Here is a 24,364-nt window from a genome sequence, read left to right as displayed (position 1 = left end):
GGTCAAGCCTGATAAATGGTCAGTTTCTCTTTTGTCCGCCCTGCGCCATGATTGGAAAAAATGTGGCGCTAGAAACAGAAGTTGAAACAACAGTTAAAAACAGTACCTGGAAAAGCAGTATTAATAAAATAAGTGTGATGGCGTTTTTAATGCTACGCCAATCATTAACTACAAGAAATATGGAGGCCGCCAGTGAGTATTAAAAATGCCGATGCAGAAGCGCCTGAAGTGGAAAATAAGACACTTACAGTACGAAAAAAATGGCTGGAACTAGCGGTATATTTTGTGCTGCTGGCAGCGACCGCTTTATATGCGAATGACGCACTTAAGCTGCCCAGCTATAGCTCTTCAGGCATTGGAGCCAGCGGATTTCCGCTGTTAGTCGCCACGCTGATTGGGATTTCATTACTGCTTTTAATTATAGTGAGTTTTTTAAGTAAGCCCAGCCAGGAAAGCGACTCATTAGTTGAGATTAGCCGGCCAGTGCAAGTGTTGCTATCGATGATGGTGATGGTCGCTGTGGTACTGGCGCTGGAGTGGGTGGGGCTAATCGTGGGTATTACACTGCTGGCTTTTTTATTAATGAAACTGGGAGGGGAGAACCGTTACTCGCTACTGCTAACGCTGCCACCCTTATTGGCTTTAGGCATTTACGCCATCTTTGTACTGGTGCTCGGCGTCTATTTCGATTGAGGTTTGAACATGATTGATAATCTTTTAATAGGGCTGAATGCCTTTGCCGACCCCATGGTGCTTGTTGGCCTTATCGCGGGTGCTTTTATCGGTTACTTGATTGGCGCTATTCCCGGTTTAGGGCCTAGCCTAGGGATCGCACTGATGATTCCCTTTACTTACAGTATGGATCCGCTTGTCTCTATCGTCATGCTGGTCGCGCTGTTTGCCGCTGCCGAGTATGGCGGCGCCATTTCGGGCATCTTGCTTAACTCCCCTGGCACGGCAGCAGCGGTGGCGACCACCTGGGACGGCTACCCCCTTACCAAGCAGGGTAAAACCGGTATTGCGCTGAATATTTCCATTATTTCCTCAGGTATCGGTATCTTTGTTAGTACCATTCTGCTGTTTTTTACCGCCGTACCGCTCTCTGAGTATGCGCTGAATTTTGGCCCATCGGCCTATTTTGCGCTTGCCCTGCTGGGGTTGAGCCTGGTGTCGAGCTTCTCTTCCGGTTCAATGCTGAAAGGGGCTTTGGCGATGGGGCTTGGCCTTGCATTAGCCACCGTCGGGCTGGATAGTCAAACCGGTGTTCCGCGCTTTAGCTACCATCCCGATTTTTTTGAAGGTCTGCCGTTAGTACCTGTCTTGCTCGGCCTGTTTGCCCTCTCAGAAGTGCTCTTTATGATTGAGGCGGGAGCAAGCCATAAAGTAAAGAATCAGCCCATGAGCGGTATTTTAGAGGTGCCCTTCAAAACCTTTTATAAGATGAAATATCTGTTTTTACGTAGCTCATTAATCGGTTATTTTGTGGGCGTTATACCGGGCGCTGGGGCGTCAATTGGTTCCTTCATCTCCTACGCGGTGGCCAAGCGTTTTTCAAAGCAGCCGGAGCGGTTTGGTAACGGCAGCTATGAAGGCATTGCGGCATCGGAAACGGCCAATAATGCCTCGGTTTCGGGCTCTCTGTCACCGTTGCTCGCGCTGGGTATTCCGGGCTCCGCGACTACCGCCATTATGATCGGCGCGCTAATGATCCATGGGGTACAGCCGGGCCCATTGCTGTTTACCACTAATCCTGAAATTCCCTATACGGTGTTTGTGTCACTCTGGTTGAGTGTGCCGATCATGGTCTTTATTGGCCTTGCGGGGGCGCGGTTCTGGGCCAAAGTGGCCGACATTCCCCGCCCGGCGATTGCCGCCATTGTGGCGTCGATTAGCTTGGTTGGGGCTTATGCTTCAACAAGCTCCATGTTCCCGGTCTACGTGGCGCTGACCTTTGGGGTAGTCGGCTATGTGCTGCGCAAAGCGAATATTCCCTTGGCGCCAGTCATTTTGGCCCTGGTATTAGGCGATATGTTGGAGACCAACCTGCGACGGGCGCTGTCCATTTCCAATGGTGATGTGACGACTTTGGTTGCTAATCCGCTTAGTGCAACATTGTTGGCTATCGCGGCACTGTCGTTCTTACTCCCGGCGCTGGGTATGTTTCGTAAAAAAGTGAAAGGGTATCGGGCCCACTAAAACCTAATTGGAGCTTGGCGATGTGATTGACCATGAGCATTAGTGACAGGGAGGTCGGCATGCCGTTCAAAGGGTGTCATGAATAAAGCGTTTGCTTGCATATGTCTAAGCTTAGGCACCGCCTTTGTCGTGCAAACGATGTTACTGGTGGCGGTGCCGCTCGCGGCCATTGAGCTGGGCGCGACACCGTTAATACTAGGCTTGATCGTCAGTGCTCCTTACGTATTACCGCTACTGTTAGCGCTCCCGTTTGGCTCACTGGTGGCACGCTTGGGCAGCCCTCGCACTCTTCAGATAGGGGCCGTGGCCATGGTGATCGGTGCTGGCTTATTGGCAGTCGTGCCAGGCTTTAAGGGGTTAATGGCCGGGCAGTTGGTGATTGGCTTGGCGCAGCTGCTGATGATCATTTCAGCCCAAACGGCAATCACGTACCTGGGGCAGGGCACGGTACTGGAAAAGTATTTTGGCTGGTACACCACCTATTTATCGATTGGGCAGATGGTGGGGCCGCTGCTGGCGGGCTGGATCATTGATCATCGAGGTGGCCCAGGTGCCGCGTTCTATGGCGCTTTCGTTGCCTCTTTTGTGGCGCTGGTGGCCTTTTTTATGGCCAACCGGCGTACCTCCCATAGCGATCAACCCCGCGATGGCTTGCTGGTCAGTGCCGGGCAGCAGTGGCAACTGCTGAAAACCTCCCAGGGGGTGAAGCTATCGCTGATTATCTCCCTGGCGGCCATGCTGGCGCTGGGGGCTCACGGCAGCTACTTTCCGGTTTATCTTGAGAGCCTGGCGCTCTCGGGCACCGTCATTGGGCTGTTGGTCAGCCTGCGTGCACTTGCCTCTATGGCGGTTAGGCCGTTTACCAGTGCCATTGTCGCTCTGCTTCACGGCCGTTACGCCACCATGTCGCTCACGTTGCTGTTCATGGCGCTGGGGCTAATGCTGGTGGGGGTGACGGGGAATGTCTACTGGCTATGCCTGTTTTCCATTCTGGTGGGGCTGGGCGTAGGGCTCTCTCAGCCGCTTTCCATGGTGGTTATCGCAGAATCCGTACCGGAGCGTCAGCGCGCCCACGCCTTAGCGGTGCGCTTGATGGCTAATCGGGCCATGCAGTTTGCCGCACCGCTGCTATTGGGGATTGTGACTCAGCTTGGCGGCTTTACACTGGCGTATTTCGCCTGCGGGATGCTGCTTTTATTGCATTGGCTGCTTTTTCAACGCCTTAGAAGGCAGCAAGTTCAGTAAGCGTTCCTTAGCTTGGCTGGCCCAAGGGGTGGCCAATCAGATCCTTCATCCACTCTAGAAACTTGATCAGGGCATCAGAAGGGCGGGCGTCTTTGGGCCATGTCAGATAGTACGCCTCGCCGGTGCGGCATACCGTGTCTGATAGCGCCACAAAGCTGCCTTCCTGCAGTTGGCGCTCGACAAATACCTTAATGGCGATGGCGGCGCCAATATTCATCGACGCCGCTTCATAGGCGAGCGCTGAGTTGTCGAACTTCATGCCCGCTTCTGCATCCATGCCCTCTAAACCACTTTCCGCCAGCCATGTCTTCCAGTCGTCTGGGCGCGCCATGGAGTGTAGCCGACGCACCTTGGCAATATCGTTTTTAGCCAACCCCTCGGCTTCCCATAAAGCGGCGGAAACAATGGGAATCAGCTCGATATCCACCAGCTTTTCAGCATGTAGTCCTGGCCAGTCACCATGCCCGGAGCGGATGGCGGCATCGACGCTCTGTGTTTGGAAATCAACCGGCTTTAACGACGATGACAGCTTGACCTCAAGCAGCGGATTTCTGTTATGAAAATCGGCCAGCCTTGGAATCAACCAACGCTGCGAGAAAGTGGTGTAGGACTGGATCGAGAGCACATCACGCTTATTTCGACGTGATACTTTGCGCGAGGCATTTTCGAGCTCGCGGAAAGCGTTTTTAACCCCCGCGTAGAGCTCTGCGCCCTCCTGGGTAAGTTCAATACCGCGATGCAAGCGGTTAAACAGCGCTACCCCAAGGTAATCCTCTAATACTTTCACTTGGCGGCTAACCGCTACCTGGGATACATGCAGTTCGTCTGCCGCACGGGTTAGGCTGCGAAGGCGGGCGGCTACCTCAAACGCTCTGAGCGGATTGAGGGGGAGTAGTGGATGGCTCATAGGGTTACCAACGGTGCCGCTGACAGCTGACGTGTGGGTGAGTACTGCTGCATAACAATACAGTAACACTCTGATAGCAACCCTTTGATATTAACCTAATGACTGGTGTGAATCGAGGCTGGCTGATGAGTGATAGGTAGGCGTTGGACGCTGAACAGTTGATCTGATCCGCCTTTTTAGCAGCTTTCTGAGCCTATACAGATGAACGGTGTACAGGCATAGTCACAATGTTAGTTTGAAGGCTAACAAGTTTTTCGCTTGAACAGGTGCGTTTTCATTTAAAAGGTGTCTATTAATATGTTGATATATATTGTCTTTTTGATGATCTTTGTGGGCGTGACCGCTGCTCTGTATCAGGTGTATGAAATTCATTACAACATCAACGTTGGCAACGATAAAAAGTTGTCGAAGGCTGATAAAAGCCACTTACAAGCGCTTTCTGAACAAGCCAAAACCGCCACGCAAACCCGTGCCCGGTCAGATTTTGATCAAGCGGCAGCCAATACCTTGAGCCCTAATCTCGACCGGGATATCGCGCTGAAGGTGTTTGCTGAAGAGGAAAAAGGCGTCTACGCGATCCCGTTGTTGCGGCGTAAAGCGCGGCTGCGTTTTAACGGCGCAAGCTGTGTGAGTAAAAACAGTACGAGTATAAACAGCGTAAAAGTGCATCACTTGCCGTTTTGGAAAACAACGCTGCCGCGTACCAATATACGCGCAGCGTTGATTACACTGGTTATTTTGAACTGTTTTCTGGTTCAGCTACTGGCTGCCATGAGTGTTTATACGCTGGGTTATCCAGTCTCGACGCCTTGGCTGGCTTGGCTAAACGACCCCATGGCAGTCATGCTGCTGATTTATGCCTTTATCGTTACGTCACTGCTTATTACGAAGTTTGATAGATATATGCACGACCTCTATCAACTCGGCCAGCTGTTTCAGAAAAAAACTGTTTAGCCGTCAGTGCAGCGCGTAATCTCATCGGCCAACTGCGCCAGCAGCGCATCGTAGAGGTCAGCATCCAGCGTCAGGCCCACGCCCAGGGGATCAATGACACCGATATAAGCCGACGTATCCCCGAAAACGTTATTGACCATCTGCGGATTGAACTGGGGTTCACTAAACACACACTGGATATTTTCATCATTCACCAGCGTTTGCAGCTTCTCGATACGCGCAGGGCTAGGTGAAGAGGCATCGCCAATGGAGATGGCGCCAGCCGCGTGCACATTAAAGGCCTCCTCAAAGTACTGGTAAGCATCATGGAAAACAATAAAGCGTGTGTCGGCGCTGCTGGCCAAACGATCCTGGATATGCTCCTGAAGAGTGGTTAACTCCTCTTTGCCCTGGGCGGCGTTATCGCGATAGTACGCGGCGTTATCAGGGTCGATCTCACTTAGCTGCTCGGCGATGGCATCAAGCCAGCGGCGTGCATTGGCCGGATCCAGCCAAGCATGCGGATTCATACCGGTATGGCTGTGATCATGGCCATGGTGATCGTGATGGTCATGATGGTCATGATTGTGGCCACTTTCGTCATGACTCTCTTTATGACTCTCTTCATGGTGGTGCTCGTGATCGTGATCATGTCCATGGTGATGAGCGTGGTCATGTCCGTGTTCATCAGCATCATTTAGCGCAAAGGTCGCGCCTTCACGGTATTCCAATGCCGTGATCCCGGGTACATCCATTAGCTCAAGATGGAGTGCATCGCCAGCCAGGTTCTCAATAGACCCTGATAGCCAGGGTGTGAGCGCGTCGCTTACCCATATGACCAGGTCAGCATCATCGAGCGATTGCGCTTCAGAAGGCCGTAGCGAATAGCCGTGGGGTGACGCGCCGGGCTGAATAAACAGCCGAGGATCGCCGCGCTCCCCCATCACCTTGGCGACAAGCGAATAGACGGGCGGAATATCCACCGCAACACGCGGCACGTCTGCGGCGGCAACAAGGGGGAAAGCCGCCAGTAGCGGCCAAGATAAACGGGCTAAACGGTTGTTCATGGGGTTCTCCTGATAAAAGTGACTGTTAAACGCAATAGTGAGCCAAGACTCGCCTATATTTATCTTGTATGTTATAACATAACAAATACACCAAGAGTGAATGTTAACCATGCGGCTTGCTCACCCTCCTGATAGCGATGCGATTCTGAGCGTTCGCCAACTGAGCGTTCGCTTCGGTGGACAGCAGGTTCTTGAGAACATCAATCTCGACTTACATCGAGAGCAGGTGGTGACGCTGATTGGCCCCAACGGCTCGGGAAAATCCACGCTGGTGAAAACGCTGATCGGTGCGGTCACGCCGACCTCGGGGCAGGTGTCCATCGCACCCCAGCAGCGCATCGGCTATGTGCCGCAGCGGCTGCACTTGGATCCCACCTTGCCCATGACGGTCAAGCGCTTTATCAACTTGCCGCGCCGCCATGCAAATCGCGATGTACACAAGGCGCTGGAAGATGCCGGTGCCGAGGCGCTGATTCATGCGGCCATGAGCGAACTGTCGGGCGGCCAGTTTCAGCGCGTGCTGCTCGCCCGGGCGCTGCTGGTAAAGCCCGATATTTTGATTCTCGATGAGGCGACCCAAGGGCTCGACCACCGCGGTACCGCTGCGTTCTATCAGCATATTGAAAGCGTGCGCCACACCTACGGCTGCGCTGTGTTGATGGTCAGTCATGATCTCCACGTGGTGATGCGCACCGCCGATCACGTGCTGTGCCTGAACCGGGTTATTTGTTGCGAAGGTGAACCCGAGCACGTTGCCTCATCACCGGATTATCAAGCGCTGTTTGGTGACCAGACCGCCCAGACATTGGCGCTCTACCGCCACCATCATCAGGAGGCGGCCAATGTTGGATGACTTTATGTGGCGTGCGCTGTTTGCCGGGGTGCTGGTGGCGATGGCGGCTGCTCCGTTGGGGTGTTTCGTGGTGTGGCGGCGCATGGCCTACTTCGGTGATGCGACAGCGCATGCCGCCATTCTGGGCGTCGCATTAGCGCTGTTACTGAACGTCTCCATCTTCCTGGGGGTGCTGACGGTCGCCCTGGTGATGGCAGGCTGTGTGTCGCTACTTAGCGGGCGCGGCTATGCCATGGATACTCTGCTCGGGGTCATGGCGCACTCTGCCTTGGCGGTTGGCCTGGTGGCAGTGTCGTTTCTTGCCGGGGTGCGTATTGACCTCAATGCCTATCTGTTTGGCGATATTTTGGCCGTCGGGAAAAGCGATCTCTGGATCATCGGCGGCGGTGTAGCGCTGGTGCTAATACTGCTTTTTTGGCGCTGGTCATCCCTATTGACCGCGACGCTAAGCGACGAGCTTGCTCATGCCAGCGGCCTCCAGCCACGCCGCGAACAGCTGGTGCTCACCCTGGCGCTGGCGCTGGTCGTCGCCGTGGCGCTAAAAGTGGTGGGCGTACTGCTGATTGCCGCTTTGCTGATTATTCCAGCGGCCACGGCGCGCCCATTTTGCCGCACGCCAGAAGTCATGGCGATGGTGGCCGCTGGGGTCGCCATGCTGGCGGTGACCGCGGGGCTGAGAACCGCTTATGTGATGGACACGCCGACTGGCCCGACGATTGTCACGCTCGCCGCTGTGCTGTTTACCCTGGCGACGGTCACGACACAAAGCTGGCGCCTCTTTCGTCAGCGAATCCAATGACGGCTATCTCAACAACGCTTATGGAGTCATTTATGTCTTCGCTACCTGCCCCCCAGTGGACGTTGCCAGACCATGCCGCCGGTGATAATGATATCAGCGTGCTGCCGCGCATCTTTGAAGACGCTATTAACATCGCGATTTTCCAGCGCCCACTGCCTGCCGATATCGCCTTCAGCGCCCAGGCTCAGTGCCAAACGGATCGCGCCTGGCAATATAGCTGGCTTGGCCATCCTGATGAAACCTTCGCCGCTGACCTGCGCCGACACCTGCCCGCCCCGGATGCGGCGACCCCGCTGGTTGAGGATATGGCGACGATTGCCGAAGCGATCGCCTTTCTGTTTGACACCCAGACCGTCGGCATTCGCTTGCGCCTGTTGAACAGCGCCATGTGCCCGCGCTTTCACTGCGACAACCTCCCGGTGCGCATGGTCACTACCTATTTCGGGCCGGGCAGTGAATGGCTGCCAGAGTACGCTATTAACCGTGAAGGCCTGGGCGCGCCGCACCCTGACCGACCCGATATCGCAATCGACACCCGCGCTATTCAGCGCCTTTCACCAGGGGACATCGCGTTAATCAAAGGAAGCGGCTGGGTAGGCTGCGAAGAGCGGGGGTTAGTGCATAGAAGTCCCGCGTTGGATGGCGAAGGTAAGCGGCTGCTGATGAGCATTGATCCCGCTTAGTCGTTGATATAGCGATTTGCTTATTCCCACCGTGGAGACGATATGACTACCGCCGCCTTAGAACAGGCAGTGACTATCACCCTGTCGGATGGCGCCAAGCGTCATTTTGACCACCCGGTAAGCGTCGCCGAGGTAGCGCACGCCATTGGCCCTGGGCTGGCGAAACAGACCCTGGCCGGTAAGCTCGATGGTCGCCTGGTCGATGCCTGCGAAGTAATTGATCACGATGCCCAGCTGCAGATCATTACCCCCAAGGATGATGAAGGGCTTGAGATTACCCGCCACTCCTGCGCTCACCTAGTCGGTCATGCCGTCAAGCAGCTTTACCCCAGCGCCATGATGGTGATTGGCCCGGTTATCGACGATGGTTTTTACTACGATATCGCCTATGAGCGCCCTTTTACCCCCAGCGATCTCGCCGCCATCGAAACGCGGATGCATGCGTTGATCGCCCAGGAGTATGAGGTGGTAAAGCGCATGACGCCGCGGGATGAGGCGGCCGAGCTGTTCAAGGCGCGCGGTGAGACCTACAAGCAGCGCCTTATCGCAGAGATGCCCGCGGACGTCACCAGCGTGGGGCTGTATATCCACCAAGAGTATGTGGATATGTGCCGTGGCCCCCATGTGCCCAACACGCGTTTTCTGAAAGCGTTCAAACTGACCAAGCTGGCCGGTGCCTACTGGCGGGGCGATGCCAACAACGAGCAGCTGCAGCGTATTTACGGCACCGCCTGGGCGGATAAAAAGCAGCTAAAGGCGTACTTGCAGCGCCTTGAAGAGGCAGAAAAACGCGACCACCGGCGTTTAGGCCGTGGCCTAGACCTGTTCCACTTTCAGGAGGATGCCCCCGGCGCGGTGTTCTGGCACCCCCGTGGCTGGGTTGTTTTCCAGGAGCTGATTGCCTATATGCGCCGTCGCCAGCAGGCGGCGGGCTACGTGGAGGTTAACTCCCCCGATGTGATGGACCGAAGCCTGTGGGAAATCTCCGGCCACTGGCACAACTACCGCGAGCATATGTTCACCACCGAGACGGAAGATGGCCGCTCGCTGGCGCTCAAGCCGATGAACTGCCCCGGCAGTGTGCTGCTTTACCGTCACGGCTTAAAAAGCTACCGCGACCTGCCCATCCGCATGGGCGAATTTGGCAAGGTACACCGCTACGAGCCCTCCGGCGCACTCCATGGGTTGCTGCGGGTGCGCCACTTTACCCAGGACGACGCGCATATCTACTGCACCCCCGGCCAGATGGATGCCGAATGCCGTGATGTGGTGGCCCTGGTGCTGGATATCTACCGCCAGTTCGGCTTTGAGGATGTGCGCATCAAGCTCTCTACCCGGCCGGAAAATCGCATGGGCGACGATGCCAGCTGGGATTTGCTGGAAGGCGCGCTGGAGCAGGCGTTAACGGGCATGGGCCTGACCTATCAGCTCAACCCCGGTGAAGGGGCTTTTTACGGCCCTAAACTTGAGTTTGTGCTACGCGACGCCATTGGCCGCGACTGGCAGTGCGGCACGCTCCAGGTGGATATGAACCTGCCCGAGCGCTTCGGCATTGAGTATGTGGCTGAAGACGGCCAGCGCAAGCGCCCCGTGATGCTGCACCGCGCGCTGTTTGGCTCGCTGGAGCGCTTTATCGGCATTCTGGTTGAACACTACGCGGGCAAGCTACCGGCTTGGTTGTCGCCGGTTCAGGCGGTGGTGCTGTCGATCACCGACGAGCATGCCGCTTATGCCCAGGATGTGGCGCAGCTACTCAACGGGGCAGGCGTGCGCAGCGAGGTGGATGTACGCAACGAGAAAATAGGTTACAAAATTCGCGAACAGACCCTCCAGCGTATTCCCTTTTTGCTGGTAGCGGGTGCCAAAGAGCGTGAGGCAGGCAGTATTGCCCTGCGCACTCGAGAGGGCGAAGACCTGGGCGTACTGCCTATTAAGCAAGCCGTATCGCTACTGTTAGAGCATGTTCAAACGCCGGACGCCTTTGAGTGCCGTGCTGCTCAACAGCGTCTGCTTGAACGGCTGACAACGGTTGAGCATAACGGGCGACATTGCTGACTTTTATGTTACGTTATAACGTGCAATTTAGGGCGAGATCAATCTATGCAAGACCTAGGCATAAAAGCCAAAGAACAGCGTGTTGCTGCTGATAAAGCGTGGGCAGAGAAGCTACTGGGCATGCCCGCCAGCGATTATATGAATGACGAGCAACTGAGGTTTTTCCAGCAGCGCCTGTTGGCCGAACGTGACGAGATTGAAACGCACTTAAAAGAGATGAAGGACGTCATCGCTTCTCATGAGCGCGATAGCGACGAATCGGATCAAGCCTCGTTTGAGGAGGAGTTGCGCCTGGCATTGCGGCAAGCGGATCGCGAGAGCCGCCTGCTTAACAACATAGCGTCAGCCTTAAAACGCATTGAGAAAGGCGACTATGGCTACTGCGAAGAGACCGGCGAGCCTATTGGCCTAGCCCGGCTGATGTTTAGGCCCACCGCGAAGCTCTGCATTGAGGCAAAAGAGCGTCAGGAGCAACAAGAGCATCACTATCGCAAAGCGAGGTGGGAGTAAGGCGTTATGCAGGAACCGTCATTAATACCGGTCAATCTACTGACAGGCTTCTTAGGCAGCGGCAAAACCACGCTACTCAATCGCTGGGTTCACCAAACTTCCATGCACAACACTCTGGTGGTAATCAATGAGTTTGGTGCCATTGGGTTGGATCACCAGTTGATTACCCACAGCGATGAGCAAGCAGTGATCGAAATGAGTAGCGGCTGTTTATGTTGCACACTGCGTGGCGATTTGAGTCGCACCCTGCAGCAAGCGCTTGAAGACCTGGAAGCACAAGATAAACCCTTGCCTGTTCGGGTGGTGATTGAGACCACGGGGCTAGCGGAGCCAACCTCTCTGCTGCAACTGCTGATGACGGATCACTGGCTGGCGCACCGTTTCAAGCTGGACAGCGTGGTGTGCTGCGTTGATGCCGCCAATGGGCTGGCGACCCTGGACGCCCACCCGGAGTCGCAACAGCAAATCGTGGTAGCCGACAAATTGCTTATGACCAAAACCGACCTGGCAAGCGAAGAGAGTGTTTCCCAACTGGCGAATCGACTGGCCAAGTTGAATCCCGCCGCTGAGCAGTGGCAGGTGATTAACGGCGAACTCTCGGCGGATTTGCTAGTGGGGGCGGGGCTGTACGCTGGCGATAAGAGGGGCTTCCAGGTGGAGCAGTGGCTCAAAGCGGGCAGCTACGCCTTGCACCAGGCAGACACTCATCCGGCTGCTTTTTCTGCGCCGTCGAAAAACTCGCCATTGAGTCCGCATCAGCCTAGTGGTTCCCCTCATAGCGACGGCATTAACGCTTTCTGTTTTAGCGTTGATGACCCGATTGCGCCTGAGACCTTGGAGGGCTGGCTGGATGTGTTGATGTCGCTAATGGGTGACAAAATGCTGCGCATTAAAGCCATTGTGCACCTCACTGACCGGGAGACGCCGCTAGCGCTGCATGGTGTGCAGCACATTTTTCACCCGCCTGCGCCCCTGCCAGCCAACAGTGTGGGCGACCGGGTATCACGCTTTGTGTTTATTACCCAAAACGTAGCGCCCGAAACCGTAGCCGAGCTGTACAACTTTTTCCACTCCTCCCAAGAGGTAACCCAATGACCGTTTTAACCTTACCCGATGTCGCCAGCCAAACTACCCGCTTAACAAGCACATTGACCTGGGTGGGGATGGAGGGCATGGCGCTGCCTATCCGGCTAGGGACGAGCGGTGTAAACGCCACCGTTGCGGCAGGGGTAAGCCTTGAGGATCCCGAGGCGCGGGGTATTCATATGTCGCGTCTTTACCTGGCGCTGCAGCCGTTAGAGGAAGCGCCGCTGACGCTCCTAGCGGTTAAAGAGGTATTGAAAAGCTTTATCGCCAGTCAAGAAGGTCTTTCCCAGCATGCGTATTTGACCGTAGAGGGCGAGCTGCCGCTTAAGCGGCAAGCCCTGATTAGCCCGCTCGCCGGATGGAAAAGCTACCCCTTCACACTGCGTTGCCAATTAACCCCTGATGGTTTTCAGGTCGACCTGGGACTGACGGTGGGCTACTCGTCCACCTGTCCCTGCTCGGCGGCGCTGGCGCGGCAGCTGATTCAACAGGCCTTTGAGGAGGATTTTTCGGAAATTCCGTTAACCAAATCGGCGGTATCGGCATGGCTGGGCAGCGAAGAGGGCATATTAGCCACGCCCCACAGTCAGCGCAGCTTTGTCGAGTGCTCGCTGCGTTTAGCCGAGGGCGAAAACGATGAACTACCCATTGCAGATTGGTTGGAGAGTTCGATTGATCGTATCGAAGCGGCGCTAGGCACCGCACTGCAAACCGCTGTGAAGCGCATTGATGAGCAAGCGTTTGCTCTTGCTAACGGGCAAAACCTGATGTTCTGCGAAGACGCGGCAAGGAGGGTCGATAAAGCCCTGCGGCAAGCACCGGGCGTAACCGGTTTTCAGCTCAAGGTAGTGCATGCTGAAAGCCTGCACGCCCATGACGCGGTAGCGCGCAGCGAGTGTAATTGGTAAACGTGTTGGGGTCGCTTGTTACTAGACGCTAAACGATTATTGGCCTTCCGAGCGGCGCTTGTTTAGGATCAGTAACGAACCTCAATAAAAACTAGCGAGCCGCCCTTATGAAGCCAGAAACCATTGCCCTCCACCAGGGCTATTCGCCCGATTCACAAAACGCCGTGGCGGTGCCGATTCATCAAACCACGTCGTTTTCATTCGATAACGCGCAGCACGCGGCGGATCTGTTTGATCTTAAAGTGGAAGGAAACATTTACTCGCGCATTATGAACCCGACCTGTGCGGTGTTGGAGCAGCGAGTAGCCGCGTTGGAAGGCGGTATAGCCGGGCTAGCGGTGGCATCGGGAATGGCAGCGATCACCTATGCGATCCAGACCATTGCCGAAGCGGGCGATAACATTGTCTCGATCAGCGAGCTGTATGGCGGTACTTACAATCTGTTTGCCCACACCTTGCCGCGCCAAGGCATTCAGGTGCGTTTTGCCGACAAAGACGATATTGACGGCATCGAAGCGCTGATCGATGAACGAACCAAGGCGGTTTTCTGCGAAAGCGTTGGTAACCCCTCGGGTGGCGTGGTCGACCTAGCAAAGCTTGCTGAGGCAGCCCATCGTCATGGGGTGCCGGTGATTGTCGATAACACCACGGCGACGCCGTTCTTATGTCGGCCGATTGAGCATGGGGCTGATATTGTTGTTCACTCGGCCACTAAATATATCGGCGGCCACGGCACCACAGTCGGCGGTGTGATTGTTGATTCGGGTACTTTTCCCTGGGCTAAGCATGCCAATCGCTTTCCGCTCCTCAATGAGCCGGATGTTTCTTACCACGGCGTAAGTTATACCCGCGATGTGGGCGATGCGGCCTTTATTGCTCGCGCTCGGGTAGTGCCACTGCGTAATATGGGCGCTGCGCTGTCTGCCCAGGCGGCCTGGAACCTGCTTCAGGGGCTGGAAACGCTGTCTCTACGCATCGAGCGTATCTGCGCCAACGCCTTGGCCGTTGCCAAGCACCTGGAAAGCCACCCGTTGGTCACCTGGGTGCATTACGCTGGCTTGGAAAACCACCCGGATCACGCACTGGCCCAGCGTTATATGAACGGCCATGCCTCGGGAATTCTTAGCTTTGGCATTGAAGGTGGCCAGGCCGCCGGTGAGCGTTTCTACGATGCGCTGGCGCTGATCCTGCGCCTGGTGAATATCGGCGATGCCAAGAGCTGCTCTTCCATTCCGGCGTCCACCACGCACCGCCAACTGAACGAGCAGGAGCTAAAAGCCGCGGGTGTCACACCGGATATGGTGCGCCTGTCGATCGGCATTGAGCATATCGATGATCTGTTGGCGGATATTGATCAAGCGCTAGCAGCGTCTCAAGGATAGTGCTTTTGCTTGCCCCGCGTATGAACTCAACGGCGGCGGGGCCTTTGGCATCAAACGCCTTTAGAGGCTGCCAACGTATACAAAAACTCTAACCCCAGCGTCGCGGCGGCAAGCGAGGTAATGTCGCCGTGATCATAAGCAGGGTTTACTTCCACCACGTCCATGCCAACCAGCTCCATACCCACCATGCCGCGAATCACTTTCAGCATCAGGTCGGTGGACATGCCGCCGCATACCGGAGTGCCGGTGCCAGGGGCATAGGCGGGGTCGAGGCCATCAATATCCAAGGTGACGTAGGCTGGGCGATAACCCACGCGGACACGGATACGCTCTAGTACGGCAGCGGGGCCGTTATCGTTTACCCAGTCAGCATCCAGCACTTCGTAGGGGTGGTTGTGGCGGTCGTAGCTGGTGCGAATGCCAATTTGCAGCGAGTGCTCAGGCACGACCAGCCCTTCTTTTAGAGCATGGTGAAAAATAGTGCCGTGGTCGAAGCGTGTGCCTTGCTCGTAGGTATCGGTGTGGGCGTCAAAATGGATCAGCGCCAGCGGGCCGTGCTCACGGGCGTGGGCGCGCAGCAGCGGTAAGCTGATGTAGTGGTCGCCGCCCAGAGTGAGCATCTTTTTACCCGCTTTTAACCAGCGGTTGGCGTGGGTTTCCAAGTTGTCGACCAGGCTCTCCGGCTCGCCATAGGCGTAATTTACGTTGCCTGCATCGCACACCTTAAGGCGATCTTCCAAGGCGAAGTCCCATGGCCAGCGCTTGCCTTCCCATATCAGGTTGGCGGTACTTTGGCGAATCGCATTTGGCCCCATACGGGTGCCTGCACGGCCAGAGCAAGCAAGGTCAAAAGGCACACCACTCACTACCACGTCGGCGTCGGTTTGCTTAGGATCCGTTGCTTGTGCTACGCCCATAAAAGTAGCAATCACATCGCCATAAAGGCTGGGCATGGTTTGTGCAGACATCGCTTGTGGGTGGGTCACCGGTGTGCTTCTCCTTACGTGCTGGATGAACGCTGTTAGTCGCTGGTGGGCGAATGAGCGGCAGACAATAAGCAATTTCTGGCGATAAATTAAATGAATGTTTAGAATTTAATCATTCGTGATATGAATAATGAGAATCCATGCGCTCGCTACGCCATTTCGACCTCAACCTGCTGCTGGTATTTGAAGCGCTGATGCGCGAGCGTCACGTTACCCGCGCGGCAGAACAGCTGCATCTAAGCCAGCCAGCGTTAAGCCATGCGCTTAAACGCCTTCGTGAAGCGCTGGATGACCCACTGCTGGTGCGCACCGAAAACGGTATGCAGCCAACCCCCCGTGCGCTGGCGCTTTTACCCGTCGTACAGCAGGCGCTGGGGCAGCTAAGGGAAGGTCTTGCGCCCCCCGCGATATTTTTGCCTGCCAAAAGCAAGCGGCGCTTTACGCTGGCCACCACGGACTACTTTGAAGAGGTCATGTACCCCCCCTTTCTTAGCCAATTGTTGAGTTATGCACCGGGCATTAGCTTTTCAATTGAGCTGATTACCCCGGATGTGTTGAGTGAGGGGTTGGAACAGCGCCAAGTGGATATGGTGGTGGGGCTGGATAGCCAAAGCGCGCTGCCTGGCGGCGTTGTTCAGACATCCTGGATGGATGAGGAGTTGGTCTGCTTGGCTGCTACCCATAATGATCGCGTAGGCAATGCGCTCAATATTGGTCAGTTTGCTGATGCACTCCATGTGGAGCTGGCGGATATTAGCGGCCTACGCCCCAGCAATATCGATAGTTGTCTGGTGCAGCACGGCTTTACCCGTCGGGTAATTTCTAAAAACCTCAACTATATCGCCGCGGCTCAGGTAGTGGCGCTAACGGAAGCGATCATGACGCTGCCACGTCAAATGGCTGAGCGCTTTGTCATGATGCTGCCGGTGCGTATGGTGGAGCCACCCAAAGAGCTCCCCACACTGAAAATGACGTTGATTCAGCATGGGCTGTTTGCCAACGATCCTGCGCTCATCTGGCTAACTCAATCACTGATCGAGTTCGCCGACACATTCCAGCAGCAAGCCTCTTCAGGGGAACTGCGCCCCAATTGATGGTTGGAAGTTGCTTCAATAAAGGCGGGTGACTTAGTAGAGTGTTAGCAAAGACGCAGTAAGCGGGATTTAGCTAAACCACAGGCAACCATAATAATGATAGCAACGTATAAACTCCTGATTGCCGACGATCACCCCCTGGTACGTGATGCTATGGCGCGGGTGATCCGTGAAGCTTACGCAGATGCTGAGGTTATCGAGGTGGAAGACTTTGATGCGGCTCTCGCCCATGCCCAGCAAGATCCTGATCTTGACCTGATATTGCTAGATTTAAATATGCCTGGCATGAACGGGTTAACGGGACTTTTACAGCTGCGTAACGAGCACCCTACGATTCCGGTGGTGATTGTTTCTGCGGAAGAGAATAAGCAGATTATTCTTCAGGCGGTCTCTTGTGGTGCAGCGGGGTTTATCCCCAAATCACTGCCCCGTGATCAGATGCGCCACGCCATTGCCCAGGTACTGGAAGGCAATATCTTCCTACCCGCCGATGCTATGCGCGCGCCGGATAGTATTCATAAGCGTCGCCACCAGGAGCAGGGTTTTACGGCGGAACAGCTGCGCCAACTAACCCGCAAACAACTGCAGGTGTTGGAACACATGACCCGCGGTGAATCTAACAAGATGATTGCCTATCACCTCAATATCGCGGAAACCACGGTTAAAGCCCATGTTTCGGCGATCTTGCGCAAGCTGGGGGTGACCAGCCGCGTACAAGCAATTTTATCGGCCAACGATATCGATTTTTCTCAGTTCCTCAAGCGCTGACTCGCCTCAATCGTTGACAAGATAGTGGCCAGCGCTATCTAACCAGTGGGTTTGCCAGTGACCGTGGGTGTTTATCTGCGTGAGTAAATCGGTAAGCGCCTGTGAATCGATGCTTGGCTGCCCAAGCCGATGCAGTGGCTGATCGGTGCCTGACAAGAGGCTTTGCCACTGGATAATCAGCGCGGCAAGGGGCGTTTCCGGCGGTGTTAGCGAACGTTTAAGCGGGTTTGGCGCCTGCAGGACATCATTCGCCGTTTGCCACAAGGCATGGGTGATGGAGAGTAGCTTTTCCCCTACCGGTTCAGCGTCTTCACTGGTTTGCACCACATAGCCAAGTGAGCAGGGTGTGCCGTCGCCTCTGCGTACCGCTGCCACATACCCCAAGTGATGGTCATACCGCGCCTGCTGAAAAAATGCCCCGCTATGGTGCTGCTCAACAAGTGCTAATAGCCAGCGCTGGGTGGGCGTGCCCGGTAAGCTCAGTGTGCGCATGATGGCTGTGCTGGCTGGCCCATTAATAGAAGGCGTCTGCGCAGAACGTGTTGCTATGCGGCTAGCCAAATCTGCCAGTGCGTGGCAAACAGCGTCTGCATCGGTTGCATGGGAGACCCATACCGCAGGCGTGGCAGGCAGCGGGGTTAAGCGCTGTAACAACCGCTGAGCCAGAAGCCCCTGGGGAGCAATCGCCGTATTAACATTCGCTTCTTTCAGCAAGGTTTGCATGGCAACGGCCGCTCCCTCACCCACGGTTATCACCCAACTGCCCTGTGCTAGTTGCATGTGGTGGCATATCACGCCTCTGCGGGCGCACCGCTTGGCAGCCAGTGGGGCGGGGAGAAACATTGCGTTGGGAATAAAGCAGGCTGCCCAGGTGGTACCGGCAAGTGAGGCGAAATCATCGCTGACACCATACTGGCCGCACCAGCGCTGCACCTTGGGGGTGGCCGCCAATTGTGCCGCATCGCCAGCATGCGGGAGCGTTGTTGGCGCGCTATAAACTAGCCAGTGGGGAGCATGCGAGCGGGCCTTGTGAGGGAAATCTTGTTGAGTCGCTGTATGTGCAGCAAGCCGCTGTGCCAGTGCTTGCTGGCGCGCATAGACAAACCACGCCGACGCCAGTTGCACGTTACCGGCAGGCGGCTGCCAAACGGGGCGGTGATCAATAGGGGCCGTCGCGAGCAGGGCTACCAGGCGTTCACTGAGAGAATCGGCAAGCACTTCCAGGCGTTCCTGCGCCGCGGTACCGGTTAGTGCCAAGCTGAAGGCGTCTGTAGCCCCGGTTGGGGCGGCAGTCGCGTGGTAGTCGATAATCGAGTCAGCTAACTGATCCACCAGATCGCCTTGGTTTAACGAATCAGCAAGGTCGCTAAGGGCGCTAAACTGATGACGTGAAACGGACGAGGGTAGCGGCCACAATAGCTCAACGGCGTTGGCCGTCCCGACCACCTTCACGCGGGGTAGGCCGCCCCAGCGGGGCGTAATGGCAAGCGCCGAAGCGTTGGGCGGTAGCGGGTTAAACCGCGTTGCCATGCGTTGAATAAGGCGGGTCATCGCTTCTGCCGCCCAGGGGCTGATAAGCGCAATGCTAACGCGGCCGCCGTGGTAGTGGTCGCGGTGAAACGCGGTCAGTGCCTCATAAAGCAACCCAGTGTTCTGGCCCAGCGTTTGTGCGTTGCCGTGGCGGCAGCCTGCACCAATATGCTGCGGGTCACTGAGCGTGGCGATGGCCGATAGCCGCTGCATTGCCGAACTGTGCTGGCGAGCCTGCCATTCGGCGTCAATGGCGGCGACTTCAGTGCGAATGGTCGGCGACGAGATAGTGGGCGTGGCCACCTGGCTGGCAACAGCGAGAGCCGCTGTTTCTAGGCTATCTGCCGGTATCGAGAAATGCACATCGGTGACGTAGTCATCGGTGTGGGCGTTCAGGCTGCCCTGGTGGTGGGCAAACCAAGTGAGCAGGCTGGTGTTAGAGGAGCTTGTGAGTGGTGCGGTGGTGAGCACGTGCTCCAGTAAGTGGGCCAGGCCTGGCAGGGCGGGTGGCTCATCCAAATAGCCCGCTGCAATCGTGATGCTGACGTGAGCGTGGGTTAAGTGGGGCGCGTGGGCCAGCACGCCTTGCACTCCGCTAGGCAGGGATAAACAGGTCTGTGGGAAGCGCAGGTTAGCCATTGAGCAGGCTACGTAGTAGTGCGCGCAGTTTGCCGGGGCGTACCGGCTTGTTTAACTGCGGAACGCCGGCATGGCGTAACCGCCTTTGCCAGTGGTCAGAGCGGTCGGCACTGATAATGGCTGCGGGTAAGTGCGGGTCGTGCCAGTGGTGGCGAAGCTGTCGAATGGCCTCCAACCCTGTCACGTTATCGTCTAAGTGCAGGTCGACCAGCAGCATATCCGGCGCCTCCAGGCAGGCTTTGGCGGCCTCCACATCCAGCGCGGTATCGCAACTGATCTGCCATTCACTTAGCAACAGCGCCATGCCTTCAAGAATGGCGGGTTCGTTATCCAGGATCAGTACGCGCACTCCTTCGAACTCGGCGTCAGCAGAAAACGGCGCGCTGGGGGCGGGCGCTTGGCTAAAGGAAATGCCCCTGGTACGGGGCACCCTAACCGCAAAACAGGAGCCTTGGCCGGGTGCAGAGCGCACAGAAAGCGGGTGCTCAAGGCACTGGCTAATCCGCTCCACAATCGCAAGCCCCAGGCCAACGCCCTGGCGATCACGCGCGCGGGTGGCGTTGAGTTGATGAAACTCGCGGAAAATAAGCTGGTAGTCGCTTTCGGGAATACCAATACCGCTATCGACGACGTGTATGGCCAGGCTGTCGTCACTGTGGCGTCGCACGCCTAGGCAAATGCCGCCACGCTGAGTATAGCGGCAAGCGTTAGCTAGAAAGTTGCGCACAATACGGCTGAGTAGATGAGGGTCGCTGGTCACCGCCTGATGACAGGGCACATAGCGCAGCGTTAACCCTTTCCGTTGCGCCACGGGGGCAAACTCGTCAGCGAGATGGCTAAGAATATCGTCGAGTTTAAAGTGGCGCAGTTGCGGCTGTACCTGGCCGTGATCCAGTTTTGAAATATCCAATAGATCGGAAAGAATCGCTTCGGCGCCTTCCAGCGAGTTTTGCACCCTCTCAACCAGCGCTAGATTATCGCTGTCGTTCAACCGCTCCTGTAGTGAGGCCATCAACAAGCGTGCAGCGTTCATGGGTTGCAGCAGGTCATGGCTAGCGGCGGCCAGGTAGCGGTCTTTGCTGTGGTTGGCAAACTCGGCAGCGTCGCGCGCGCTTCTAAGCTCCTCGTTGAGTCGTTCAAGTGCCTGGGTGCGGTCAGCTACCCGGGCTTCCAAGTGGGCGTTGAGTGTTTCCAAGTGCTGGCGGGCGCGCTCACGCTCGGTAATATCCGCCACAAAGCCTTCGATCAGGTCTTCGTCTCCGGCAAGTTCGGCGGGCTTTTTGATCAGCGTAATGGCGACGGGAACCTGACGACCAGAGGCCCCCTGCAGCAAGGTGGTTTGGCCTGTTACGTGCCCTTGAATGAGCAGCAGGTCGCGCAGCTGTTGCCCAGTAGTCGCGTTAACAAACAGCGCGTCAAAGCGCGCACAGCGCTCCAGCGTATGCGTCACGCTAGGGTCGTCCAGCATGGCGGCAAGGGCCGGGTTGGCGGCGCGCAATTTACCGGAGAGCGATGCCTGAAAAATACCGTGTAGCGCGTTTTCAAACAGCCATTTATAGCGGTTGCGCTCAACTTCAAGCTCTTCTAGACGCGCGGATAGCTCGCGATAGTAGCTTTTGCGCGCCGACTGCTGACCCAGCCCGAGCAGATCGCTGACCGAAAAGCCCGAGGGATCGTTGGCTTTTTTCATAGCGCCTCTTCGTATACCACCGCTACATCCCGTGAGTTGGAACGGCGCGGGTTGGTCAAAATACAGGGGTCGCTCAGCGCGTGGTTGGTGAGAAATGGCACGTCGCTGCGTGAGACGCCCATCTTGCCAAGCGTGCCGCCCAGGCCAACCGCATGTTTTAAATCGACTAAATACCGAAACAGCGCTTGTTTGGTCTGCTGCTGTGACATCCCCCGGCAGTCGATACCGACGGCTTCGGCGACCCGCTTAAAACGCTCGGGGGCGGCTTCGTAGTTATAGGCCACCACGTGCTCTAACAGCATAGCGTTGCACAAACCGTGGGGAAGATCCAAGAAGCCGCCCAAACTATGTGACATCGCGTGTACTGCGCCCAAAATCGCGTTTGAGAACGCCAGGCCCGCTTGCATGCTGCCCAGCATTACCTGAGCGCGCAGTTCGCCATCGGTGGGGTTCGCCACCAGCGCCTCAAGATGGCTACTGATCAAGCGCATGGCTTCCAGGGCGTGGGCGTCGGTGAGCGGCCCGCTGCCGGTTGAAACGAAGGCTTCAATGGCATGCACTAACGCGTCGACCCCGGTGCACGCGGTCAGGTAGGGTGACATGGTCATGGTGACTTCAGGATCGATCAGCGACACATCCGGCACGACAGCCTTGCTGATAATCGAGAATTTCATGCGCCGCTGCTGGTCGGAAATAATCGCAAACTGGGAAATATCCGCCGAGGTGCCCGCCGTTGAAGGAATAAAAATCAGCGGAGGAATCGGCACGCGAATCGTATCAACGCCTTCAAAATCGAGAATGTGCCCGCCGTGGGCCGTGACGATCCCAATCCCCTTGGCGCAGTCCATCGGGCTGCCACCGCCTATCGCCACAATCGCCTTGCAGCCGGTTTCACGATAGATTTCGGCACCGGCCATAATCTCATCTACCCGTGGGTTGGGGGATACGGCGGTAAAACGCTCAACGGCAATGTTGGCTTCCAGCAGTTTGGCTTCAATATCGCTCACCCAGCCTGCCAGCAGTACGCCCGGGTCAGAGACCAGCAGTACCTTTTCTGCCCCGAAAGTAGTGACGTAGTTGCCTGCAGCGTGGCGCGCCCCGTCGCCAAAAATAATTTCAGGCGCGACAAACTTACGAAGTTGCGTGAGTGGCGAAGTCATGGGGCGGTCTCGTTTATAATTGTTAACCATTATCTTAAGCACCTTAGGGGATTGTTGCGCTACGACCTTGGTGCCGTCGTTAGGGGGCAAGTCATCCTTATTGATAAAAGGACAGCTCGCGCGCCAGCATGGTTTGGCGCGCCTGAGGGTGGCGAATGCCGTGGCGTTCGTTATCGAATAGCAGTGTTTGCGCCTGGCCTCCCTGCTGTTCGATATGCCGCGCCATGGCGTGGGTCTGCGCCGGTACTACCACGGCATCTTTGCCACCCTGGATAAACAGTGCCCGCAAAGGGCGCTGGCAATGGGGAACTTTATAGGTCGGGCTGCGCTGGGCGAGCAGAGACTCGTCACCGATTAGCCAGCCCAGGTATCCAGACTCAAAACGATGTGTTTTTGCTGATAGCGATAACGCATCGGTTACCCCGTACAGGCTGGTGGCCGCAGCAAACAGTGGCGTGGCGACCAGGGCATTGAGGGCGGTAAACCCACCAGCGCTTTGGCCACGGATAAAGCAGCGCGCTGTATCTATCGCAAAGCGGGCGCAGGCGGCGTTAACCAGGGCGATCACATCGTCAGTATCGCTGATGCCCCACTGGCCCGCTAAACACTCGCGGTAACGGCGGCCAAAGTTGCCGCTGCCGCGTGGGTTGATATCCAGCACATGGAAGCCCTGCTGCTGCCAGTAGGCCACCAGCGGGTCGTAAACAGGGTAAGTGGCGGCGGTTGGCCCGCCGTGAGCGCGTACAATCAGCGGCGCAGTGTGGTTAGCTGAGGCTGAATAGAAAAAACCGTGAACTGTTTCGCCTTCGTTGCCAACGGGGGCTTCCAGCCATTGCGCAGTGGCGGCATTTTTGGCCACCAGGCTACCTGCTACGTTATCCACAACGTTACCCGCTAGGCAGCGGTGTGGACAACTTTCGGTAAAACGTATCAGCTGGGGGCCGCTGGTAGCGCTTTGCACTATGGCGTAGTCGCCGTGCCTTGCCAACGTGATGCTTACCACGCGACCTGGGGTCGGTAGCAGGGCTGCCACCTGCTCGCCGGAGCGGCGGTAAAGCTGAGCCGCCCCTTGGTGGAGTTGGCAGTAAACCTGCCGATTGTCCCGCCAAGCGTGCTGGCGCTCACCTAGCTGCCACGGTGTGGTGATGTGATCCACCGGGGCGCTGCTCAGACAAAGGGAAGTGGCCAAGCTAACCTGCCAGGGTTGCCACCAACCCGCGTGATCGCTCATGCAAATCAGCGCGTTATGGGGGCCAAACTGCGGTTGGCTAAGCGCTGCGCCGAAGTCCCAGCGCTCAAAGGCTTCAAGCCTACCGTTAGCCGCCATCTGTGCGAGATGCAACTGGCTACGCTGCCAGGGCATATGAGGCAGTGACCAGCTCACCCACGCTAAATAGTTACCGTCATCGCTTAATATCGGCGCGCCGTAGAAGTCGGCGCCTTCTGCCAATACCTGCCGATGGCTGGCAGTGAGGGCGATCAGACGCTGACCATGGGTATCTTCCTCAACCGCTAATACACGCTGGCGCTTAGGGTCTGCGCACAGCCCTCCGTAGGCTGTTTGTGGTCGCTTCTGCCAGCAGTGGCTGGCGCCATGGTGGTCGAGGTGCATAATGGCTTGGTCGTGCTGGCGCACCCATACGACGCCGCCTAGCAGTGGCGTATAGCTGCCGCCGCCGTACTGGTTCACCCGGCTGCCCACAGCGTCCTCTATCAAACATTGCGGCGCCTCGTTGCTGTCAGCCGTCCATCGCCAAAGCTGCATGCCGCCCGTTTGCGGGCAGCGAGCCAGCCAGTAAACGGCCTGGGTGTCGCTATGCAGCTCGGCCAGGGGGTCGGTGGGTTCGGCAGCATCTGCCAGGGTAAGCGGCAT

At 56.6% G+C, this 24,364-nt stretch carries 21 protein-coding genes; 14 read left to right on the top strand and 7 right to left on the bottom strand.

The genetic code is table 11. The annotated features are described in order from the left end of the window. Positions 1-192: 192 nt before the first annotated feature. The 3 genes from ACFIOZ_RS19950 to ACFIOZ_RS19940 all read left to right on the top strand — a co-directional run bounded on the left by ACFIOZ_RS19950 (position 193) and on the right by ACFIOZ_RS19940 (position 3,441). Positions 193-693 carry a tripartite tricarboxylate transporter TctB family protein gene (locus tag ACFIOZ_RS19950; RefSeq protein ID WP_386080728.1) on the top strand — a complete coding sequence of 167 codons (501 nt, stop codon included), beginning with the start codon at positions 193-195 and terminating at the stop codon, positions 691-693. A gap of 9 nt (positions 694-702) precedes the next feature. Continuing rightward, positions 703-2,196, top strand: a complete 1,494-nt coding sequence (locus ACFIOZ_RS19945) for a tripartite tricarboxylate transporter permease (protein WP_386080727.1) — start codon at positions 703-705, stop codon at positions 2,194-2,196. A 78-nt stretch (positions 2,197-2,274) separates the two neighbouring features. After that, positions 2,275-3,441 carry an MFS transporter gene (locus ACFIOZ_RS19940; RefSeq protein WP_386080725.1) on the top strand — a complete coding sequence of 389 codons (1,167 nt, stop codon included), beginning with the start codon at positions 2,275-2,277 and terminating at the stop codon, positions 3,439-3,441. A 7-nt stretch (positions 3,442-3,448) separates the two neighbouring features. Here ACFIOZ_RS19940 and ACFIOZ_RS19935 read toward each other — a convergent pair whose 3' ends face one another. Next, positions 3,449-4,348 (bottom strand): LysR substrate-binding domain-containing protein, encoded by a 900-nt coding sequence (locus tag ACFIOZ_RS19935; RefSeq protein WP_386080723.1) that lies wholly within the window; start codon positions 4,346-4,348, stop codon positions 3,449-3,451. Positions 4,349-4,645: 297 nt separating this feature from the next. On the opposite strand from ACFIOZ_RS19935, the gene ACFIOZ_RS19930 reads away from it, so the two are divergent. Beyond that, positions 4,646-5,302 (top strand): hypothetical protein, encoded by a 657-nt coding sequence (locus ACFIOZ_RS19930; protein WP_386080722.1) that lies wholly within the window; start codon positions 4,646-4,648, stop codon positions 5,300-5,302. Here the strand turns inward: ACFIOZ_RS19930 and ACFIOZ_RS19925 are convergent. Then, on the bottom strand, positions 5,299-6,348 hold the full coding sequence (locus ACFIOZ_RS19925) for a zinc ABC transporter substrate-binding protein (protein WP_386080721.1): 1,050 nt from the start codon (positions 6,346-6,348) through the stop codon (positions 5,299-5,301). The two genes, ACFIOZ_RS19930 and ACFIOZ_RS19925, sit on opposite strands and share 4 nt — an antisense overlap. Before the next feature lie 100 nt (positions 6,349-6,448). On the opposite strand from ACFIOZ_RS19925, the gene ACFIOZ_RS19920 reads away from it, so the two are divergent. From ACFIOZ_RS19920 to ACFIOZ_RS19885, 8 genes are all read left to right on the top strand, one after another. Continuing rightward, positions 6,449-7,201: a metal ABC transporter ATP-binding protein gene (locus ACFIOZ_RS19920; protein WP_386080719.1), complete on the top strand. Its 753-nt coding sequence runs from the start codon at positions 6,449-6,451 to the stop codon at positions 7,199-7,201. Next, on the top strand, positions 7,191-8,000 hold the full coding sequence (locus ACFIOZ_RS19915; RefSeq protein WP_386080717.1) for a metal ABC transporter permease: 810 nt from the start codon (positions 7,191-7,193) through the stop codon (positions 7,998-8,000). The genes ACFIOZ_RS19920 and ACFIOZ_RS19915 overlap by 11 nt, the downstream gene beginning before the upstream one ends. A 32-nt stretch (positions 8,001-8,032) precedes the next feature. Then, positions 8,033-8,683, top strand: a complete 651-nt coding sequence (locus ACFIOZ_RS19910) for a DUF1826 domain-containing protein (RefSeq protein ID WP_386080716.1) — start codon at positions 8,033-8,035, stop codon at positions 8,681-8,683. Positions 8,684-8,725: 42 nt separating this feature from the next. Then, on the top strand, positions 8,726-10,738 hold the full coding sequence (thrS, locus tag ACFIOZ_RS19905) for a threonine--tRNA ligase (protein WP_386080714.1): 2,013 nt from the start codon (positions 8,726-8,728) through the stop codon (positions 10,736-10,738). Positions 10,739-10,783: 45 nt separating this feature from the next. Continuing rightward, positions 10,784-11,248 (top strand): RNA polymerase-binding protein DksA, encoded by a 465-nt coding sequence (gene dksA, locus ACFIOZ_RS19900; RefSeq protein WP_386080712.1) that lies wholly within the window; start codon positions 10,784-10,786, stop codon positions 11,246-11,248. A gap of 6 nt (positions 11,249-11,254) precedes the next feature. Further along, positions 11,255-12,343: a CobW family GTP-binding protein gene (locus ACFIOZ_RS19895; RefSeq protein ID WP_386080710.1), complete on the top strand. Its 1,089-nt coding sequence runs from the start codon at positions 11,255-11,257 to the stop codon at positions 12,341-12,343. Then, entirely contained in the window at positions 12,340-13,242 is a 903-nt protein-coding gene (folE2, locus tag ACFIOZ_RS19890) for a GTP cyclohydrolase FolE2 (protein ID WP_386080709.1), read from the top strand. Before ACFIOZ_RS19895 ends, folE2 begins: the two co-directional genes overlap by 4 nt. A gap of 107 nt (positions 13,243-13,349) precedes the next feature. Then, positions 13,350-14,624, top strand: coding sequence for an O-acetylhomoserine aminocarboxypropyltransferase/cysteine synthase family protein (locus tag ACFIOZ_RS19885; protein ID WP_386080707.1), 1,275 nt, complete (start codon positions 13,350-13,352; stop codon positions 14,622-14,624). Positions 14,625-14,674: 50 nt separating this feature from the next. On the opposite strand, the gene speB is transcribed toward ACFIOZ_RS19885, so the two are convergent. Beyond that, positions 14,675-15,577, bottom strand: coding sequence for an agmatinase (gene speB, locus ACFIOZ_RS19880; RefSeq protein ID WP_386084142.1), 903 nt, complete (start codon positions 15,575-15,577; stop codon positions 14,675-14,677). A gap of 173 nt (positions 15,578-15,750) precedes the next feature. Here speB and ACFIOZ_RS19875 point away from each other — a divergent pair, with 173 nt between their 5' ends. Next, positions 15,751-16,704, top strand: coding sequence for a LysR family transcriptional regulator (locus ACFIOZ_RS19875; RefSeq protein WP_386080705.1), 954 nt, complete (start codon positions 15,751-15,753; stop codon positions 16,702-16,704). A 96-nt stretch (positions 16,705-16,800) separates the two neighbouring features. Next, positions 16,801-17,472: a response regulator gene (locus ACFIOZ_RS19870; RefSeq protein ID WP_386080704.1), complete on the top strand. Its 672-nt coding sequence runs from the start codon at positions 16,801-16,803 to the stop codon at positions 17,470-17,472. A gap of 6 nt (positions 17,473-17,478) precedes the next feature. Here ACFIOZ_RS19870 and ACFIOZ_RS19865 read toward each other — a convergent pair whose 3' ends face one another. The 4 genes from ACFIOZ_RS19865 to ACFIOZ_RS19850 all read right to left on the bottom strand — a co-directional run bounded on the left by ACFIOZ_RS19865 (position 17,479) and on the right by ACFIOZ_RS19850 (position 24,364). Further along, positions 17,479-19,641 (bottom strand): insulinase family protein, encoded by a 2,163-nt coding sequence (locus ACFIOZ_RS19865; protein ID WP_386080702.1) that lies wholly within the window; start codon positions 19,639-19,641, stop codon positions 17,479-17,481. Beyond that, positions 19,634-21,331 (bottom strand): NahK/ErcS family hybrid sensor histidine kinase/response regulator, encoded by a 1,698-nt coding sequence (locus tag ACFIOZ_RS19860; RefSeq protein ID WP_386080701.1) that lies wholly within the window; start codon positions 21,329-21,331, stop codon positions 19,634-19,636. The genes ACFIOZ_RS19865 and ACFIOZ_RS19860 overlap by 8 nt, the downstream gene beginning before the upstream one ends. Continuing rightward, positions 21,328-22,491, bottom strand: a complete 1,164-nt coding sequence (gene ercA, locus ACFIOZ_RS19855) for an alcohol dehydrogenase-like regulatory protein ErcA (RefSeq protein ID WP_386080699.1) — start codon at positions 22,489-22,491, stop codon at positions 21,328-21,330. Before ercA ends, ACFIOZ_RS19860 begins: the two co-directional genes overlap by 4 nt. Before the next feature lie 97 nt (positions 22,492-22,588). After that, a complete protein-coding gene (locus ACFIOZ_RS19850) occupies positions 22,589-24,364 on the bottom strand; it encodes an alpha/beta hydrolase family protein (protein WP_386080697.1) in 1,776 nt (591 codons plus the stop codon).

This window comes from Vreelandella sp. F11 (assembly GCF_042466685.1).
In the GTDB taxonomy this organism is placed as follows: Bacteria; Pseudomonadota; Gammaproteobacteria; order Pseudomonadales; family Halomonadaceae; genus Vreelandella.
This window is presented reverse-complemented; position numbering and strand designations above follow the sequence as displayed.

Excerpts from the sequence above, each read along its gene's own strand:
- ACFIOZ_RS19945 (WP_386080727.1), top strand. The coding sequence starts at position 703 with ATGATTGATAATCTTTTAATAGGGCTGAATGCCTTTGCCGACCCCATG.
- ACFIOZ_RS19940 (WP_386080725.1), top strand. The coding sequence starts at position 2,275 with ATGAATAAAGCGTTTGCTTGCATATGTCTAAGCTTAGGCACCGCCTTT.
- ACFIOZ_RS19935 (WP_386080723.1), bottom strand. The coding sequence starts at position 4,348 with ATGAGCCATCCACTACTCCCCCTCAATCCGCTCAGAGCGTTTGAGGTA.
- ACFIOZ_RS19930 (WP_386080722.1), top strand. The coding sequence starts at position 4,646 with ATGTTGATATATATTGTCTTTTTGATGATCTTTGTGGGCGTGACCGCT.
- ACFIOZ_RS19925 (WP_386080721.1), bottom strand. The coding sequence starts at position 6,348 with ATGAACAACCGTTTAGCCCGTTTATCTTGGCCGCTACTGGCGGCTTTC.
- ACFIOZ_RS19920 (WP_386080719.1), top strand. The coding sequence starts at position 6,449 with ATGTTAACCATGCGGCTTGCTCACCCTCCTGATAGCGATGCGATTCTG.
- ACFIOZ_RS19915 (WP_386080717.1), top strand. The coding sequence starts at position 7,191 with ATGTTGGATGACTTTATGTGGCGTGCGCTGTTTGCCGGGGTGCTGGTG.
- ACFIOZ_RS19910 (WP_386080716.1), top strand. The coding sequence starts at position 8,033 with ATGTCTTCGCTACCTGCCCCCCAGTGGACGTTGCCAGACCATGCCGCC.
- thrS (WP_386080714.1), top strand. The coding sequence starts at position 8,726 with ATGACTACCGCCGCCTTAGAACAGGCAGTGACTATCACCCTGTCGGAT.
- dksA (WP_386080712.1), top strand. The coding sequence starts at position 10,784 with ATGCAAGACCTAGGCATAAAAGCCAAAGAACAGCGTGTTGCTGCTGAT.
- ACFIOZ_RS19895 (WP_386080710.1), top strand. The coding sequence starts at position 11,255 with ATGCAGGAACCGTCATTAATACCGGTCAATCTACTGACAGGCTTCTTA.
- folE2 (WP_386080709.1), top strand. The coding sequence starts at position 12,340 with ATGACCGTTTTAACCTTACCCGATGTCGCCAGCCAAACTACCCGCTTA.
- ACFIOZ_RS19885 (WP_386080707.1), top strand. The coding sequence starts at position 13,350 with ATGAAGCCAGAAACCATTGCCCTCCACCAGGGCTATTCGCCCGATTCA.
- speB (WP_386084142.1), bottom strand. The coding sequence starts at position 15,577 with ATGCCCAGCCTTTATGGCGATGTGATTGCTACTTTTATGGGCGTAGCA.
- ACFIOZ_RS19875 (WP_386080705.1), top strand. The coding sequence starts at position 15,751 with ATGCGCTCGCTACGCCATTTCGACCTCAACCTGCTGCTGGTATTTGAA.
- ACFIOZ_RS19870 (WP_386080704.1), top strand. The coding sequence starts at position 16,801 with ATGATAGCAACGTATAAACTCCTGATTGCCGACGATCACCCCCTGGTA.
- ACFIOZ_RS19865 (WP_386080702.1), bottom strand. The coding sequence starts at position 19,641 with ATGGCTAACCTGCGCTTCCCACAGACCTGTTTATCCCTGCCTAGCGGA.
- ACFIOZ_RS19860 (WP_386080701.1), bottom strand. The coding sequence starts at position 21,331 with ATGAAAAAAGCCAACGATCCCTCGGGCTTTTCGGTCAGCGATCTGCTC.
- ercA (WP_386080699.1), bottom strand. The coding sequence starts at position 22,491 with ATGACTTCGCCACTCACGCAACTTCGTAAGTTTGTCGCGCCTGAAATT.
- ACFIOZ_RS19850 (WP_386080697.1), bottom strand. The coding sequence starts at position 24,364 with ATGCCGCTTACCCTGGCAGATGCTGCCGAACCCACCGACCCCCTGGCC.